This is a genomic window from Mycobacterium sp. NS-7484 (genome assembly GCF_001953975.1).
Classification (GTDB): domain Bacteria; phylum Actinomycetota; class Actinomycetes; order Mycobacteriales; family Mycobacteriaceae; genus Mycobacterium.
Genome location: NZ_MBEJ01000119.1, coordinates 1 through 15,818, shown reverse-complemented (window position 1 = coordinate 15,818; position 15,818 = coordinate 1). Strand labels below are relative to the sequence as shown.

The following is a 15,818-nucleotide window of genomic DNA, read 5'->3' as shown; positions in this document are numbered from 1 at the left end:
GACGACTTGGCGCCGGGCCCGCCGGACGTCGGATAAATCAGTTTGCTACCCGGTTCCCGGGGGCTGTCCGTGGGTTTCAGCGCAACGTCGACGGGATCAGTGGCTCGTCGAGCAGCCGACCGAAACGCTCGGTCAGCGTCACGCCCTCGGGCCGGGCATCCAGCCAGCCGCGCAGCAGGCGGTAACCCTCGATGTAGGTGGTGGTGTACGCCCGCCACAACGGCGAGGACAAAAAGCGCAACGTCTGGCGGGCCCGCTCGTCGTTGATCAACAGCCACCGCTTGAGGAATTCCACCACCTCGTCGACGTCGCGATGCTCGTCGTGCAGCATCAGTGCGGCGTCCTGGCGGACGTCGGCCAGCCCGGCCATCGCCTCGGAGATCGCTTCCGCGCGCTCACCGTCGAACCGCAGCCCAAGGTCGGCGTAGATGTCGGCGGCCCAGGCTCCCCAGCCTGGCCCGCTTCCCGTCGCTTCGCTCGCCCCGTCCCCGACGATCGCATGCAACGCCAGGTCCGCCAGGCCCTCGGCCATCAGGCATTGCGGGGTGTTGACGAGGAAGATCGTCTGTTCGGCCTGACCGTCCCGGGCCACCAGCCCGGCCTCCTTGCGGCAGTGCTCGGTGTGGTGCCCGGGATAGGACTCGTGGGCCACCAGCCGGGGCAGGTTGGCCATCTGTTGTTTGAGATCGGCGTTGACGGCCACGGTGGACTTGTAGTCACCCAGGTAATAGTTGAAGCCCGACCAGGGTTTGTCGGTGACCACCTCGTAGGTGATGGTCTCGGTCTCGGGCAGCGGGTAGGCGGCGCGCACCTTGTCCCGCAGGGCCGAGGAGAAGGCGTGAATGCACTCCTCGAGCCGGGCCGGCGGAATCTCGTCGCCGCTGCGGTGGGCCTGGATTCGTTCGGCCAGTGAGCCGGTGCCGCCGAGCGCCTCGTCGAGTTTGGCGTGGGCCTGCCGATACTTTTCCGGGTCTCCCTTGGCGATCCGGACGTCGAAGTAGGCCTGCACCTCGTCGACGAAACCGACGTCTTCCCCGGCGAACTTGCGGCCCGCACAGTTCAACGCGCGCAGGTGGGCCGCGAGGTATTCGGCCCGGCCGCGCTCGAGGTCGTCGGGGATCTCGCCGAGCAACCGGTCGGCCTGACGGGCCAGGTCAGCAGGGTCGGGCGTGGGCTCGTTCTCGACCGCGCGGCGCAGCTGCGGGTCTCCGGTGAACGAGTCGACATAGCCCTCCTCGACCCGGTCGAAGCGCAGACCGAGCAGTAGGTATTCGCGGATCAGAGTGCTGGAGTCCATCCCCTTCGCCATGACCACAACCGTAGATGTAAGACTGACCGAATGCCGCGGCCGAGCGAGCCGAGCCCCTATGTGGAGTTCGACCGAAGTCAATGGCGTGCCTTGCGCATGTCGACACCGCTGAAACTCAACGAGGATGAACTGCTGCGTCTGCGCGGTATGGGCGAGAAGCTCGATCTCCTCGAGGTCGAAGAGGTCTACCTTCCCCTGGCCCGGTTGATCCACCTGCAGGTGGCCGCGCGGCAGCGGTTGTTCGCCGCCACCGCGGAGTTCCTCGGTGAGCCGCAGCAGAATCCGGACCGGCCGGTGCCGTTCGTCATCGGCGTCGCCGGCAGTGTGGCGGTCGGCAAATCGACCACGGCCCGCGTGCTGCAGGCCCTGCTGGCCCGCTGGGGCCACCATCCCCGGGTGGACCTGGTCACCACCGACGGCTTCCTCTACCCGAACAAGGAACTGCATCGTCGGAACCTGATGCATCGCAAAGGGTTCCCGGAAAGCTATGACCGGCGGGCGCTGATGCGGTTCGTCACCGCGGTCAAGGCCGGCGCCGACGAAGCCTGTGCCCCCGTCTATTCACACCTGCTCTACGACATCGTACCCACCGAGAAGCAGGTGGTCCGGCATCCGGACATCCTCATCCTGGAGGGGCTCAACGTCCTGCAAACCGGTCCGGCCCTGATGATCTCGGACCTGTTCGACTTCTCGGTGTATGTCGATGCGCGCATCGAAGACATCGAGAAGTGGTACATCTCCCGGTTCCTGACCATGCGGTCGACGGCGTTCGCCGACCCGGCGTCACACTTCCACCACTATTCGACGTTGACCGATGAGCAGGCGGTCTTCGCCGCCCGCGACATCTGGCATTCCATCAACCGGCCCAACCTGATCGAGAACATCCTGCCGACCAGGCCGCGGGCCACGCTGGTGCTGCGCAAGGATGCCGACCATTCGATCAACCGGTTGCGGCTGCGCAAGCTCTAGGCAACTCCGGCCGGCGCTGTGATCAGCGGACCGCACCGCACATCGAAACGCTCCGCCACGGTGTCCAGAGTGCGCCGCAAGTGCTCGCGGTCTCGGTGATGGGTCGCCATGAACCGGGCAGTGCCCATCAGCTGTCGCGGCATCGGATACCACCGGTTGAAGTCCAGGCCGCAGTCCCGGAACACCTTGACCGGCAAGGCATCCGAGATGAGGCTCAGGTTGTACTGAGCCAGCGTGAACATCGCATACACCAGCGCCTTCTTGGATTCCTGCGCAAGGTCCTGCAGGTCGAGTTCATAGAGCGGGACGGTGTTCAGCTTGCCCAGAAACATCAGATGTGTCGCGAAGTAGGCGGCAAATGACGTCAGATGCATGGTGGCCGAACGCATTTGGATCGACAGAATCGACCCGTTGCCACAGACATACGGCTCGTAGGGATACTCGCCGTTGGCGAGGTACCCGGTGCAGTTCACAATCCAACTGCCCGGCGTGACGGCTTTTCTGGCCCCGCTGCGCAGCACCAGATCGGCGGAACCGTTGCTGTCGACGACGTCGACGAGGTGGTCCATCACCACGTCGTTCAGACCCGCCACGATGGCGGTGTTCTCGGCCTCCGACAGGACGCCGGCGACATAATGATCGGCTTGCTGTGTCGGGCAGGTGCCGTAGGCCGAGCGGAACCACCGAGCAACCTCGTCCTCGTTGGTGCCGTCGAAGAGCCGCGTCATCTCGATGGACAGCTTGGTCAACGAGGTCCCGCCCGACCAGCGCCGGGAACCGGCCGGGAAAAAGCGATCCCGACTGGCGAAGAACGTGCCCGAGCCCGCCACCATGTTCACCTCGCGCCCCGGACTCGACGTGATCAGTGCGTGCACGGTGTCCATGGCGGTCTTGCCGCTGCCGATCACCCACACCGGGGTGTCGCTGTCGTGAATCTCCCCCGAGCGCACGTCACATGAGTCAGGTGACACCGACCGCACCCGATCGCTGGAGAGCTCCAAAGCATCGTTGGGCGTCACCCGCACGCCGTAGGCCTTGATCAATCTGTCCGTCCGGAGAGTGTGCGTTTGCCCGTCACCGTCACGGCAGATGACTTGTACGGCACCGCCGCTCGTCTCCGCGGACTGGAAGTCCCAGCCGTAGCGTTCCTCCACGCGCACCCGCTGTTTGATCTGCTGCAGGCAGTAGCTGAAATGGTCGAGCACCTCGGGTTTGGTGGCCAGATATGAGGGCTCGCGACCCAGGGTCCACTTGATGTTGCCTGCGGTGAACATGGGATGCGGTTGATGCAGCCGCACATACGGATACGTATCCACCCACATGCCGCCGACCCGAGGGCGACGGTCGATCAGGATGATCTTCTGATCAGGTCTCAGGTAGGTGCTGGCCACGAACAGCGCGTTCAAGCCGCACAGGCCGGCACCGACAATGCACACATCGCAATCTTCTGAAGGCATCGCAATTCTCCCGGATATCGCCGCGTGAGTTCAGTGTGCGTCCGAGAGATCGCCACGCCACGAGTAGTGCACTACCCGACTTTCAACGGGAGCAACACCCAGAGCCTCGGGCCCCGGGTGTTGCTGTCGGCGAGAATCAGGCCGGAATCCGCTTGACCCCCACGTACTGCAGTTCGGCCATCACCAGCGTGTAGAGGCCGGTGGCGATGACGACAACCACACCGGCCGTGGTGAGTGTCATGGTGAAGACGGCGGCCAGAGCGATGACGGTGCAGGCGGCATTGGCGATCACGGTGCCGATGCCGGCGGGACGTACCCGTTCGATCCCGGCGAGGGCGAACACCGCGATGCCGTACACGACCGAGAAGATGCCGACGCCGTATTCGACCGACGTGGGCAGGCCGGTGAGATCAGCGAACCACCCGGCGGCGGCCAGCAGCGCGATGCCGCTGATCCCGACGAGAACGGCGTCCAGTCGCATGGCCAGGCGCAGTAACGAATCTGTCTGGGTCTGGGTGGCGGTGATGGCGGACATGAATCTCCTTCTCTGGTGGTGATTACTCGTCGTGCATTCACGTCGATCGGTGGAACACCTCCGACCTTGCTCACCAGCCGCTGCCAGATCGACGCCAAACACTGCCAAGCACTGCCAAGTGCAGGTCAGCGGCGGTTCGGGGTCCTACCGAGCGGCGGAGCCGACGGCCGCCAGATCGCCGCGCAGATCCGCGGCGATCACGCGCGCGGCGGCGTTCTGCCAGTTGTGCAGTGAGCGCTGCGGCACCTCGGTGACGAACCACTGCCAGGCTTGGCGGGCCACCGGGTCGAGCCCGGCCGCGGTGGCGTTCTGCGCATAGGCGCGGACCCCGACGACGTAGGGGAAGTACAGCGAGTTGTAGTGCCGCCACTGTTCGGTGGTGCCGAAGTCGCCGCCGTCGCGGGGTTTGAGCGCGGCGATGCGATCGGCCAGCAGGGCCTTGAGCTCGTTGGCCCGCTCCAGGGGTTGATCCGGCGCCCCGCGCTGGGCCAGCCGGGCGTCGATGGCGGGCAGCGCGGTCAGCGGGCTGGCGACGAGCTTGGACAGATCACCGTAGTGGCCGAGGGCGCGGCGGGTGAGCCGGATGAACGCGTCGTCGTCGATGTCACCGAGCGGGTGACCGGCCCGCAGCGGCAGCGCCGCCTCGGTCTGACGCAGGGCCTCCCGGTCGGCGCGCAGGTCCGGTGACCGGGAGAAGGCCAGCCGGTCGAGCACCCCGGCCAGCGGATCGGCCAGCACCTCCACCGCCACCGCGACTGCCAGGCTGGTGAACAACAGCACGGTCAGCACGGTGTGGCCCGTCCCCGCGTCGAGCACCACCATCCCGATGAGGGCTTGCGCGGCGAACGGCACCGCGATCACCAGGGTGCCGATGATCGAGCGACGCATGTCCGCCCGCACCGCCTGCCCCTCGTCGAAGGCGTCCCAGATCGCCACGGCCACCCCGAGCAGCGCGACATCGAATCCCGTCGACGCCAGGGCCAGCCAGCTGGGCACCAGCCCGAGCGGGATCACCAGGATCGCGTTGCCCAGCGCGAAGAACAACGTGGCGACGATGATGAAACCGACGACCGACCCGGGCTTGGCACCACCGAGTACGGCCTTGACCATGGCGCCCAATGACGACAGCGAGATCACCGCGAACATCACCCAGTGCCCGGTGCGCAGCGGGCCGTCGACGCTGCCCGCCATCGCCGCCCCGGCCAGCGCCAGGACCGCGACGGCGAAGATCGCCGCGATCTCCCCGACACGGGAGCGGAAGGTGTCCGCCGGGCGCGCGAGTTCGACCATCACGGCGAACCAGGCGATACCCGGCAGCGCCACCAGATAGATCTCGATGCGACTGAGCATCTCCGAGCCGGTGACGAGCCGGACCGCGTCGAGCGCGACGACGACGGCGAAACTCGTCAGCCCGATCGCGGCGAGGACGAGGACGGGTTTACGCGGGTCTCGGGCCAGCAGGTAGAGGCCCAGCCACCAGCTGAGCGTGAAGACCACCGCCGACAGCGCAGCCATGGGTCAAGTGTGGCACTATTTGCCGAACCGGCGATGCCGGGCGGTGTAATCGCGGAGGGCGCGCAGGAAGTCGACGCGGCGGAAGGCGGGCCAGTACGCCTCGGTGAACCACATCTCCGAATATGCGCTCTGCCACAACAGGAATCCGGACAGGCGTTGCTCACCGGAGGTGCGAATGACCAGATCGGGGTCGGGTTGGCCTGAGGTGTACAGGTTCTCCGAGATGCCGTCGACCGTGACGGCGTCCACGAGCTGCTCGGCGGACGCGCCGTTGGCCAGCTCCTTGGACAACAACGAGCGCACCGCGTCGACGATCTCCTGGCGCCCGCCGTAGGCGACGGCGACGTTGACGTGAAACTTTCCGTCCCGGCCGTTGGTGCTCTCGACGGCCTCACGCAGTCGCCGGGCCGGCTCCTCGCCCAGCAGCTCGAGGTCGCCGACAGTGCGCACGCTCCAGGTGTTCGTCGGGGCGCAGATCTCTTCGACGACGTCGGTGATGATCTCCAGCAGCGCGGCCAGCTCTTCGGGATCGCGCTGCAGGTTCTCCGTCGAGAGCAGATACACCGTCGTCATCTCGATGCCGGCGGCCTGGCACCAGCGCAACATCTCGGCGATCTTGGCGGCGCCCATCCGGTAGCCGATGCTGACATCGTCGTAACCCGCGTCACGTGCCCAGCGGCGATTGCCGTCACACAACACGGCGATGTGGCGGGGCAGTTCGGATCTGGCCTGCGCCAGCTCCTGGCGCAACCGCATCTCGTAGAGCCGGTAGGCCGGTTCTTTGAGCCGCGGGGGAATGATGTCCACGACAACCCAGACTACTGTGAGCACCGGGGAACACCATGTGTTGTCAATGGAGGTGACATGACCGCGCCGACCGGTAGCACCAAGCCGTATCGCTCAGCCGCCGCGTTGAGCCGGCCCGCCGAAGACCTGCCCGAGGCCGTCGCCGAAGGTGTCGCCCAGTTCCTCGGCAAACCACGCGCACGGGGCTGGATCCACGTCTACTCGGCGGTGGTGGCATTCATCGCCGGCGCGGCCCTGGTGTCGGTGTCCTGGTCGGTGGAGTCGTTGCGCGCCGGGCTGGCCACCCTGCTCTACACCTTCACGATCGTGGCGATGTTCACCGTCAGCGGGACGTACCACCGGGTGAACTGGAAATCGGCGAACGCCCGCAAATGGATGAAGCGCCTGGATCATTCGATGATCTTCATCTTCATCGCGGGCAGCTACACCCCGTTCGCGCTGTTGGCGCTGCCCGAGTCCAAAGGCATGGTGCTGTTCTGGATCGTCTGGGGCGGGGCGATCGCGGGCGTGTTGCTCAAGATGTTCTGGCCGTCAGCCCCGCGCTGGCTCGGGGTCCCGCTGTACATCCTGTTGGGCTGGGTGGCGGCCTGGTTCATCGGGCCGATCATGCACGGCGCCGGCGTGGCCGCGGTGGTGTTGCTGATCGTCGGCGGCGCGCTCTACAGCATCGGCGGCGTGCTCTACGCGCTGAAGTGGCCGAACCCGTGGCCGACCACGTTCGGTCACCACGAGTTCTTCCACGCCTGCACGGCCGTCGCGGCGATCTGCCACTACATCGCCATGTGGTTCGCCGTCTTCTGAGCTACAGCTGCTTGACGTCGGCGGCCGACCAGTATGCCTTCATCGCGGTGATCTGGCCGTCGGCGTTGAACGTCATCACCTCGATCGGCTCGATCCGCATCGCGTCACCGACGTTGATGGCAAACAGGAACGCCGCCTCATGGCCGCCCGGACGGAACTGCAGCAGCTCGGTCGTGATGGCGGCGCCTGCCGCGGTGAGGTTCTTGTAGAAGCCCTCGATCGCCTGGCGTCCGATGTGCACCTCACCGCTGCCCACCGGATCCTCCAGCGTCGCGTCGTCGGCGTACAGCGCGGCGACCTCGGCCGCGGAACCACCGGCAACGGTGTCTAGGTAACGCTTGACGAAGGATTCCAGGGCTGCGGCATCGTGGCTCATGGCCGCGAGGCTACACGGCGCCGGTTGAACCGTCCGGCAGTTCACCACCCAGTGAGATGGCGAGCTCGGCGACCGTCGTCACCGGCAGGTCGCACACCGTGCCGCGGCAGACGTATGCGGCGTCGGCGCCGTCCACCCGATCGCGTCCATTGAGTAGCGCCGAAGAGCCGGGGGCGCCACCGATCACGATCGCCCCACCGGGTGCCATGCGGCGTGCGGCGGCCAAGAGATCAGAGGTCGCCTCACCGGCCACCGCGATCTGGATCGGCCCGCGCACCTGGGCCTCGGCCACCGCCAGCCAATGCCCGCCGGAGCGGGCCGCGCGCGCCAAGATCGGCGTCGCGGAGGACAAAGTCGCTTGTGCGGCATCGAGATAGCGCGGTGAGCCGGTCAGGTGGCCGCCCAGCTGTAGCGCCTCGGCGATCAGCGACGCGCCTGACGGCGTCGCGCCGTCGATCGGGTCCGCCGGCCGAACCATGAGTTGCTCGGCATCGTCGGCGGTGTCGAACCACCGACCCGGCTGATCCGGATCGGCGAAATGGTCCAGCGCGGTGTCCAGCAGGCCGGTGGCCTCGTCCAGCCCGAACCCGGTCAGCTGGTAGAGCGTCAGCAACGCAGTGGCCAGCGCCGCGTGGTCCTCCAGAATCGCCGCGCTGTCGCCCACCTGGCCACCCAGGCTGGCCCGGCGCAGCCGTCCGTGCACCAGGTGCAGATCCAGTATCCGTCGTGCGCATTGCTCTGCGGCAGAAAGGAATTCGGGCCGATTCAGCGCCACCGACGCCTCGGCCAGGGCTGTGATGGCCAGGCCGTTCCAGGCGGTCACCACCTTGTCGTCGCGGGCCGGCTGGGGACGCAGCGCGCGGGCGGCCGACAACTTCGTGCGTACCGCCTCGAAGCGGGCTTCGTCGTCCGGATCGCGCCGCAGCTGCAGCACCGAGGCCCCGTGCTCGAACGTGCCGGCCGGCGTCACGCCGAAAAGTGAAGCAGCCCAAGCGCCGTCGTCGTCGCCCAGAACAGAACGCAGTTCGTCCGGGGTCCACACATAGGTCAAACCCTCATGTCCCCCGGCATCGGCGTCCAATGCCGAGGTGAACATGCCACCGGCCTCCAGGTCCGACAGCACGAACGTGGCGGTTTCCTGGGTTATCTTGCGCGCCAATGGGTCCTGCGTGCGACGCGCCAGGTGCGCATAGGCCCGCAGCAACAGCGCATTGTCGTAAAGCATCTTTTCGAAATGCGGCACCACCCAGTGCGGGTCGACGCTGTAGCGGGCGAAGCCACCGGCCAGCTGGTCATAGATACCGCCGCGGGCCATCGCCGAGCAGGTGCGCTGCACGGCCTGCAACGCGGCCACCGACCCGGTGCGTTCGTGGTGGCGCAGCAACGCTTCCAGCAGGGCCGAGGGCGGAAACTTGGGGGCTCCGCCGAATCCTCCGTTTGCGGAATCCTCGTCGTTCAGCACTGCGGCCACCGCGTGGTTGCACAGCTCGGGGGCCACCGGCGCTTCCCCGCCGGGCAGCCCGGCCGACATCGACCGCAGCTCGGCGGTGATCTGATCCGAGGCCCGTTCGACCTCGTCGCGGCGGTCGCGCCAGGTCTCGGCGACAGCGGCCAGCAGTTGCAGGAAACCGAGCTTGGGGTAGTAGGTGCCACAGAAGAAGGGCCGGCCGTCGGGGGTCAGGAAGCAGGTCATCGGCCAGCCGCCCTGCCCGGTCAGGGCGACGGTGGCGTTCATGTACACCGCGTCCAGATCCGGACGCTCCTCACGGTCGACCTTGATGCAGACGAATCCGTCGTTGAGCACCGCTGCCACGTCGTCATCCTCGAACGACTCATGGGCCATCACATGGCACCAGTGGCAGGCCGCGTATCCGATCGACAGCAGGATCGGGACGTCCCGTTCGGCGGCCTCTGCGAGCGCCTCGGGCGTCCACTCTCGCCAGTGCACCGGATTGTCGGCGTGCTGGCGTAGGTACGGGCTGGTGGACCCGCCGAGCGTGTTACCCGGTACCCGGCTCACGTGGCTGACCCTGGCTATCCGGGGCGTGATCGGGGGCTTGGTCGAGGGAACTGTCCACCGAGCCGTCGGCGGTGCCCTCGTCGGCGGCCTGGTCGGGCTCGGGGTGCTGCGGGTCGAAGGACTCGGGAAGCTTGCGCAGGTGCCGGTTCATCGACCAGACCAGAGCGAACGTGCCGATCAGCAGCGCCACCGTGATCAGCAGACCCAGCGGCGTCGCCTTGCCGAACTCCGGGCCGGTGTTACGCGGCTCGTCGGCGAGCAGTGTGATCACTGCGGTGAAGGTGTCGATCATCTCTCAATCCCGGTGAACAGGTCGTCTTCCGGCAACTTCACCGGCACGCGCGACCGCGCCAACTCGAACTCCTCAGTCGGCCACAACCGCTGCTGCCACTCGATCGGCGCATGGAAGAAGTCGCCCTTCGGGTCGATCTGGGTCGCGTGTGCGCGCAGCGCGTCGTCACGCTGACTGAAGTACTCCGAGCATTCAACACGGGTGGTGACCCGATTGGCGAATATGTCGTGATCGGGGTCCCAATGCTCGAGCCATTTGGCGAAGGGACCCTGCTGACCGTTCTTGGCGAACTCGTCCTGCAGCAGCTGCATGCGCTGACGCAGGAAGCCGTGGTTGTAGTACAGCTTCGACACGCTCCACGGCTGCCCCGCATCGGGGTAGAGCCGGTAGTCGGCGGCCGCCTCGTACGCCGCCACCGACACCTGGTGGCAGCGGATGTGGTCAGGGTGCGGGTAGCCGCCGTTCTCGTCGTAGGTGGTCAGCACGTGCGGCCGGAATTCACGGATCACCCGCACGAGCCGGTGCACCGGCTCGTCCAGCGGAACCAGCGCGAAACAGCCTTCCGGCAGGTCGGGCAACGGGTCACCCTCGGGCAGGCCCGAGTCGACGAACCCGAGCCAGTGATGCTCGACGCCGAGGATCTCGGCGGCTTTCGCCATCTCGTCCCGGCGCACCTCGTGGATCCGGCCATGCACCTCGGGTAGATCCATCGCCGGGTTCAGGATGTCACCGCGCTCGCCACCGGTCAGCGTCACGACCATGACGCGCGCTCCCTCGGCCGCATAGCGCGCGGTGGTCGCCGCACCCTTGCTGGACTCGTCGTCCGGGTGCGCATGTACCGCCATCAACCGCAGTTCACTCATGTCGCTTTCATCTAACTACGGCGTCCTCTTACCTATGCCCGCTGCCCAAGCCTCGACGTCCAGACGTTGCCTGGGCTCGGGAACCAACTTGTCTCGACCTATAGTTCCAGTTCTGATGATCGAACGCCCTGCCGCCCGCTACGGATCCCGCCAAATGAGCCGCCGGACCCGGCGCTGGATCACGTTCGCCCTGGTCGCCCTGGTGGTGGCGGCCGGTGTGGTCCTTGCGCTCGTGGCCTACCAGCGGTTGGGCAGCGGCGAGGTGAAGGGCGAGCTCAGCGCCTATGAACTGATCGACAACCAGACGGTGTCGGTGACGATCGGGGTGACCCGGCCGGACCCGTCGATCCCCGTGGTGTGCATCGTGCGGGCCCGCTCGATCGACGGAAGCGAAACCGGACGGCGCGAGTTTCTGGTCGGCCCATCCGATCAGCGGGTGGTGCAGGCGACCGCGGAGGTGAAATCGAGCCGGCCACCCGTGATCGGCGATGTCTACGGCTGCGGTACCGATGTGCCGTCTTACCTGGTAGCGCCCTGATTCTGCGGCGCGCAACAAACGCCGAACTGCGATTACATGAAGATTCGCCTGCCGCTCGGTGGTACGATTGTGCGATACACGGTTCCTCGCTGGGGCCGTGTATTGCTGCATTAGCGCTCAGTTAGGCGCTTGCGTCTGCGGCAATACACGCGCATGCCTCCGGCCCGGAAACGACCGACTTCGGACACAGGGGGGCGCGCGAGCGCCGCAGGACCAACACAGACAGGAGCACGAGAACATGACCGACACTCAGGTCACCTGGCTCACTCAGGAGGCATTCGACCGGTTGAAGGCGGAGCTGGATCAGCTGATCGCCAACCGGCCGGTGATCGCCGCCGAGATCAACGATCGCCGCGAAGAGGGCGACCTGCGTGAGAACGGTGGCTACCACGCCGCCCGCGAGGAGCAGGGCCAGCAGGAGGCTCGGATCCGTCAGCTCCAGGAGCTGCTCAACAACGCCAAGGTCGGCGAGGCTCCCAAGCAGTCCGGCGTCGCACTGCCCGGTTCGGTCGTCAAGGTGTATTACGACGACGACAAGAAGGACACCGAGACGTTCCTGATCGCCACCCGCCAGGAAGGCATCAGCGACGGCAAGCTGGAGGTCTACTCCCCCAACTCACCGCTGGGCAGCGCTTTGATCGACGCCAAGGTCGGCGAGTCGCGCACCTACACCGTGCCCAACGGCAGCACCGTCAAGGTCACCCTGATCAGCGCTGAGCCCTACCACGCCTGACGGGCGCCCCGGGGGTAAGCACTACAGTCGGGGAAATGGCGCAAATCGCCGAAGACCTGTTCCTGCTTTTGCTGGACAACGCCGCCGCACAACCCGGGCTGGACCGTCGTCGCAGGGAGAAAGTGCTCAGCGCGGCCGTCCTGCTCGACCTGGCCTACGCCTGCCGGATTCGCCCGGCCATGGCCGACGAGCCCGTCGAGGCGGGCCGGCTGATCGCCCTGAGCGGTGATTGGCCCGCCGACCCGGTCGGCGACGCGGCGTTCCACGTACTGCAACGTCGACCGCTGGCGCCGGAGACGGCGCTGGCCAAACTGGGCCGGTACACCCAGAGCACTCTGGAACAGCAGCTGGAACGCGTCGGGCAGATCCGGCGCGTCCGCATGCCCGGCAAGGGTTTTCCGGGCCGCCCGGTGTACTGCTGGCCGCTGACCAATCGCGAGCGGGTCAGCCAGGCGCGGGCGGCGTTGCTGGCCGCTTTGTTCGACGGCCACAATCCGGTACCGGCCATCGCCGCGATCATCTGCCTGCTGCACGCCGTCGACGGCTTAGGGGCGGTGTTGAGCCTCAACGACCGGGGCTGGCGCTGGGTGCACGCCCGGTCCACCGAGATCGCCACCGGCAGCTGGGTGGACGAGACCGCGTCGGCGCTGCCGGAGATGAATCTGGCGGTGACGACGTCGGCGTTACGCCCGGCCCTGATGTCCTGACTTTTCTTCCGCGAGCAGACGTAAACCCGTAGCTTTTCTGGCGAAAAGGTACGGGTTTACGTCTGCTCGGCGTCAGTGGCCGAGGGCCTGCTCCAGGTCGGCCAGCAGGTCGGCCGCATGCTCGATGCCCACCGACAGCCGCACCAGGTCGTCGGGCACTTCAAGCTGTGAGCCGGCGGTCGAGGCGTGGGTCATCGCACCCGGGTATTCGATCAACGATTCCACCCCACCGAGCGACTCGGCAAGAATGAAAAGCTCGGTGCGCGAGCACAATTCACGTGCCGCATCCGGCCCGCCGCGCAGTCGCAGGCTGACCATGCCGCCGAAACCGGACATCTGACGCGCCGCCACATCATGGTTGGGGTGGCTGTCCAGGCCGGGATAGAGCACCGTTTCCACGGCCGGATGCCCGTCGAGGAATTCGGCGATCAGCGCGGCATTTTCGCTGTGCTGACGCATTCGCAGCACCAGGGTCTTGAGCCCGCGCATGGTCAGATACGCATCGAACGGCCCCGGCACGGCCCCGGCGCCGTTCTGCAGGAAGGCGAATGCCGCGTCGAGTTCCTCGTCGTTGGTCAGCAGCGCGCCGCCCACCACATCCGAGTGCCCACCGATGTACTTGGTGGTCGAGTGCAACACGATGTCCGCCCCGAGCAGCAGCGGCTGCTGCAGCGCCGGGGAGGCAAAGGTGTTGTCCACCAACACCTTCACCCCCGAGGACGACGCGATCTGCACGATCCCGGCGATATCGGCCACGTTCAGCAACGGGTTGGTCGGGGTCTCCACCCAGATCAGCCGGGTCCGCGGGGTGAGCGCCGAGCGCACCGCATCCAGGTCACTCAGCGGCACCGGGGTGTGCGTGACCTGCCACTGCGAGAACACCTTGTCGATGAGCCGGAAGGTGCCGCCGTAGGCGTCGTCGGGGATCACCACGTGGTCACCGGGCCGCAGCACCGCCCGCAGCGCACAGTCCGTGGCGGCCATGCCCGAGGCGAAGGCCCGCCCGTAGGCGGCCTCCTCGACCGCCGCCAGTGCTGCCTCCAGCGCCTGGCGGGTGGGGTTTCCGGTGCGGGCGTACTCGAAGCCGCCGCGGAGCCCACCGACGCCGTCCTGCGCGAAGGTCGAGCTGGCATAGATCGGGGTGTTGACGGCTCCGGTGCCCGGGTCGGGTCGGTAACCGGCGTGGATGGCTTTTGTGGCCAGACCGTGCCACCTGCGCTGTTCACTCATAACGTGACGAGCCTATCGGGGCGGATACCCGTACGGGTTGGGAGCGCCCTGTGGCCCGGGAAATACCGGAGGCGCGGGAGCGGTGACGGGGGCCGGGACGCACACGGTGGCCACCAATTTGTCGGCGATGGTCTGGCGCTTGTTGTCCCACAGCGGCATCAGATAGCCGATGTAGAAGATGCTGTCGACGAAGTGGGCCACCTGTCGGAGCAGTGACATGCCGAATCCGATCGGCTGGCCGGTCTTCTCGCTGATCACCTTGAACTTCATCACCTGCTTGCCGATGCTCTGACCGGTCTTGCCCTGGCGGTAGCCGTAGTTCCACACCGGGAACGCGAGCGTCGCCGCGAACAGCGCCAGCGTCGCCAGGACTATCAGTGCGACGACTCCGTCGGAGGGCTCGCCGGAGGACGTGGCGGCCGCCACGATGCCCATGAGAATGCCGTACCCGACGAACAAGATCCCGAAGACCGGAACCTGGTCGATCACATAGGCCAGCGCCCGATCCAGCCATGAGGTGTAGGCGTTCGGGTTCGGCACAGGCTGGTTCGGGTTCCACTGCGGTGACGGGTACGCCGGCGGGTAGGGCGCCGGAGCCGGCGGCGGGTAGCCGGTGGCGCCGGCCGGCGAGTACGGCATCTGCGGGGGTGCCGGATGGCCGGTGGGCCCGGGGCCATATGGATTGCCCTGGCCCGCATGGGGATACGGGTTGGGGTACGGGTTCGACGTGTTGGGACCGGGGGCATATCCGGGGCCTGGCGGCTGAGTCATGTGCAAATGATGTCACGCGGCACGACGCCCACGACGCAGGCATTTCTGCCGTACGCGCCGTGGGCGTCGAAGCGGTCGAACTACGGGGTCAGCGGGGCCAGCTGAGCGCCGTTGAGCCGGCGCCAGGCATACACAGTGATCAGCGACAGCAACGGGTACGCCACCAGCAGGCCGATGCCACACAGCAGGGTGCCGACCAAGCCCACGACGAGGACCACGAGCCACGTCAGGGCGACCGGCCCGAAGTTGGCCTTGGACAGCTCGAAGCTCGCCTTGACGGCCTCGATACCGGAGAGATTGCGATCCAGCACCGCCACCGTGGTGAACATCAACATGATCGAGGCGATGATGCCGGGGATGACGCACAAGACGACGCCGATGCCGATGATGACCGAGGACACCACCGAGGCGACGACGACGTTGCCGACGTTGCGTGGCCGGAAGAAGGATCCGATGGTCACCGGCGTGCCGTTGGCGATGTCGAGCATTCCGCCGATGTAGGCCGACTGGATCACCGCGCCGATCACCACGCCCACGAGCATGACGATCAGCGAGACCAGGATTCCGGCGCCGCCCATCGAGAAGCTGTAGGAGCCGTCTTCACCTTCCACCTCGGTGAACGGCGCCTCGATCATCCGGAAGACGACCTGCAACACAACGTAGATCAGCCCGAAGACCAGGGTCGGCACAAGCACCTCGGCGGGATGCTTGCTGAACTTGTTCCAGGCCCAGGAGAACGCGTCACCCACGCTGTAGGGCGCACCGCCGAAGCTGGGCGCGCCGGCCGGCGGGTAGCCGGGAGCGGGATATCCGCCGGGCGCCGGGTAACCCGGGGGCGGGAATCCACCGCCCTGCGGTGGAGGCGGGGGTGGGTAAGCACCGCCCCTGTCTCGTA

General features: G+C 66.8%; 17 protein-coding genes. 5 read left to right on the top strand and 12 right to left on the bottom strand.

The window, feature by feature from the left end; genetic code table 11:
• Window positions 1–76 precede the first annotated feature (76 nt).
• Entirely contained in the window at window positions 77–1,309 is a 1,233-nt protein-coding gene (locus tag A5733_RS21225; RefSeq protein WP_198938910.1) for a DUF885 domain-containing protein, read from the bottom strand.
• Window positions 1,310–1,339: 30 nt separating this feature from the next.
• On the opposite strand from A5733_RS21225, the gene coaA reads away from it, so the two are divergent.
• Window positions 1,340–2,278 carry a type I pantothenate kinase gene (gene coaA / locus A5733_RS21220; protein ID WP_067771756.1) on the top strand — a complete coding sequence of 313 codons (939 nt, stop codon included), beginning with the start codon at window positions 1,340–1,342 and terminating at the stop codon, window positions 2,276–2,278.
• Here coaA and A5733_RS21215 read toward each other — a convergent pair.
• The 4 genes from A5733_RS21215 to A5733_RS21200 all read right to left on the bottom strand — a co-directional run bounded on the left by A5733_RS21215 (window position 2,275) and on the right by A5733_RS21200 (window position 6,592).
• On the bottom strand, window positions 2,275–3,735 hold the full coding sequence (locus tag A5733_RS21215) for a SidA/IucD/PvdA family monooxygenase (RefSeq protein WP_076241557.1): 1,461 nt from the start codon (window positions 3,733–3,735) through the stop codon (window positions 2,275–2,277). The genes coaA and A5733_RS21215 overlap by 4 nt on opposite strands.
• A 136-nt stretch (window positions 3,736–3,871) precedes the next feature.
• The gene (locus tag A5733_RS21210; protein ID WP_076241556.1) at window positions 3,872–4,270 is read right to left on the bottom strand and encodes a hypothetical protein; all 399 of its coding nucleotides are present in this window, start codon (window positions 4,268–4,270) and stop codon (window positions 3,872–3,874) included.
• A gap of 144 nt (window positions 4,271–4,414) precedes the next feature.
• Window positions 4,415–5,785 carry a hypothetical protein gene (locus A5733_RS21205; RefSeq protein WP_076241555.1) on the bottom strand — a complete coding sequence of 457 codons (1,371 nt, stop codon included), beginning with the start codon at window positions 5,783–5,785 and terminating at the stop codon, window positions 4,415–4,417.
• 15 nt (window positions 5,786–5,800) lie between these two features.
• Window positions 5,801–6,592 carry a (2Z,6E)-farnesyl diphosphate synthase gene (locus tag A5733_RS21200; RefSeq protein WP_067771745.1) on the bottom strand — a complete coding sequence of 264 codons (792 nt, stop codon included), beginning with the start codon at window positions 6,590–6,592 and terminating at the stop codon, window positions 5,801–5,803.
• A gap of 57 nt (window positions 6,593–6,649) precedes the next feature.
• Here A5733_RS21200 and A5733_RS21195 point away from each other — a divergent pair, with 57 nt between their 5' ends.
• Complete coding sequence (locus A5733_RS21195) at window positions 6,650–7,393, top strand: hemolysin III family protein (RefSeq protein ID WP_067771742.1); 744 nt, start codon at window positions 6,650–6,652, stop codon at window positions 7,391–7,393.
• Window position 7,394: 1 nt separating this feature from the next.
• Here A5733_RS21195 and A5733_RS21190 read toward each other — a convergent pair whose 3' ends face one another.
• Genes A5733_RS21190 through mca form a run of 4 tightly spaced genes read right to left on the bottom strand, consistent with a single transcriptional unit; the run spans window position 7,395 to window position 10,944 of the window.
• Window positions 7,395–7,769 (bottom strand): nuclear transport factor 2 family protein, encoded by a 375-nt coding sequence (locus tag A5733_RS21190; protein WP_067771739.1) that lies wholly within the window; start codon window positions 7,767–7,769, stop codon window positions 7,395–7,397.
• Window positions 7,770–7,779: 10 nt separating this feature from the next.
• Complete coding sequence (locus A5733_RS21185; RefSeq protein WP_076241554.1) at window positions 7,780–9,789, bottom strand: thioredoxin domain-containing protein; 2,010 nt, start codon at window positions 9,787–9,789, stop codon at window positions 7,780–7,782.
• Window positions 9,770–10,081, bottom strand: coding sequence for a hypothetical protein (locus tag A5733_RS21180; protein ID WP_067771731.1), 312 nt, complete (start codon window positions 10,079–10,081; stop codon window positions 9,770–9,772). The genes A5733_RS21185 and A5733_RS21180 overlap by 20 nt, the downstream gene beginning before the upstream one ends.
• Window positions 10,078–10,944, bottom strand: a complete 867-nt coding sequence (gene mca, locus A5733_RS21175) for a mycothiol conjugate amidase Mca (RefSeq protein WP_076241553.1) — start codon at window positions 10,942–10,944, stop codon at window positions 10,078–10,080. Before mca ends, A5733_RS21180 begins: the two co-directional genes overlap by 4 nt.
• 115 nt (window positions 10,945–11,059) lie before the next feature.
• Between mca and A5733_RS21170 the strand changes: the two genes are divergently transcribed.
• The 3 genes from A5733_RS21170 (at window position 11,060) to A5733_RS21160 (ending at window position 12,922) form a co-directional block, all read left to right on the top strand.
• Window positions 11,060–11,482 (top strand): DUF4307 domain-containing protein, encoded by a 423-nt coding sequence (locus A5733_RS21170; RefSeq protein WP_076241552.1) that lies wholly within the window; start codon window positions 11,060–11,062, stop codon window positions 11,480–11,482.
• Between the two features lie 238 nt (window positions 11,483–11,720).
• Entirely contained in the window at window positions 11,721–12,215 is a 495-nt protein-coding gene (gene greA, locus A5733_RS21165) for a transcription elongation factor GreA (protein WP_067771722.1), read from the top strand.
• A gap of 35 nt (window positions 12,216–12,250) precedes the next feature.
• Complete coding sequence (locus tag A5733_RS21160; RefSeq protein WP_067771719.1) at window positions 12,251–12,922, top strand: GPP34 family phosphoprotein; 672 nt, start codon at window positions 12,251–12,253, stop codon at window positions 12,920–12,922.
• Between the two features lie 72 nt (window positions 12,923–12,994).
• Here the strand turns inward: A5733_RS21160 and A5733_RS21155 are convergent, their stop codons facing one another.
• From A5733_RS21155 to A5733_RS21145, 3 genes are all read right to left on the bottom strand, one after another.
• On the bottom strand, window positions 12,995–14,152 hold the full coding sequence (locus A5733_RS21155; RefSeq protein ID WP_076241551.1) for a cystathionine gamma-synthase: 1,158 nt from the start codon (window positions 14,150–14,152) through the stop codon (window positions 12,995–12,997).
• A gap of 12 nt (window positions 14,153–14,164) precedes the next feature.
• On the bottom strand, window positions 14,165–14,923 hold the full coding sequence (locus A5733_RS21150; protein ID WP_083666365.1) for an RDD family protein: 759 nt from the start codon (window positions 14,921–14,923) through the stop codon (window positions 14,165–14,167).
• Window positions 14,924–15,003: 80 nt separating this feature from the next.
• Window positions 15,004–15,818, bottom strand: an 815-nt coding sequence (locus A5733_RS21145) for a hypothetical protein (RefSeq protein ID WP_233152753.1), incomplete at its 5' end; no start/stop codon positions are given.

What these genes read in the sequence shown, in the direction of transcription:
- A5733_RS21190 (WP_067771739.1), bottom strand. Translation starts at nt 7,769, where the DNA reads ATGAGCCACGATGCCGCAGCCCTGGAATCCTTCGTCAAGCGTTACCTA.
- A5733_RS21160 (WP_067771719.1), top strand. Translation starts at nt 12,251, where the DNA reads ATGGCGCAAATCGCCGAAGACCTGTTCCTGCTTTTGCTGGACAACGCC.
- mca (WP_076241553.1), bottom strand. Translation starts at nt 10,944, where the DNA reads ATGAGTGAACTGCGGTTGATGGCGGTACATGCGCACCCGGACGACGAG.
- A5733_RS21195 (WP_067771742.1), top strand. Translation starts at nt 6,650, where the DNA reads ATGACCGCGCCGACCGGTAGCACCAAGCCGTATCGCTCAGCCGCCGCG.
- A5733_RS21155 (WP_076241551.1), bottom strand. Translation starts at nt 14,152, where the DNA reads ATGAGTGAACAGCGCAGGTGGCACGGTCTGGCCACAAAAGCCATCCAC.
- A5733_RS21170 (WP_076241552.1), top strand. Translation starts at nt 11,060, where the DNA reads ATGATCGAACGCCCTGCCGCCCGCTACGGATCCCGCCAAATGAGCCGC.
- coaA (WP_067771756.1), top strand. Translation starts at nt 1,340, where the DNA reads ATGCCGCGGCCGAGCGAGCCGAGCCCCTATGTGGAGTTCGACCGAAGT.
- A5733_RS21225 (WP_198938910.1), bottom strand. Translation starts at nt 1,309, where the DNA reads ATGGCGAAGGGGATGGACTCCAGCACTCTGATCCGCGAATACCTACTG.
- A5733_RS21150 (WP_083666365.1), bottom strand. Translation starts at nt 14,923, where the DNA reads ATGACTCAGCCGCCAGGCCCCGGATATGCCCCCGGTCCCAACACGTCG.
- A5733_RS21210 (WP_076241556.1), bottom strand. Translation starts at nt 4,270, where the DNA reads ATGTCCGCCATCACCGCCACCCAGACCCAGACAGATTCGTTACTGCGC.
- greA (WP_067771722.1), top strand. Translation starts at nt 11,721, where the DNA reads ATGACCGACACTCAGGTCACCTGGCTCACTCAGGAGGCATTCGACCGG.
- A5733_RS21180 (WP_067771731.1), bottom strand. Translation starts at nt 10,081, where the DNA reads ATGATCGACACCTTCACCGCAGTGATCACACTGCTCGCCGACGAGCCG.
- A5733_RS21205 (WP_076241555.1), bottom strand. Translation starts at nt 5,785, where the DNA reads ATGGCTGCGCTGTCGGCGGTGGTCTTCACGCTCAGCTGGTGGCTGGGC.
- A5733_RS21215 (WP_076241557.1), bottom strand. Translation starts at nt 3,735, where the DNA reads ATGCCTTCAGAAGATTGCGATGTGTGCATTGTCGGTGCCGGCCTGTGC.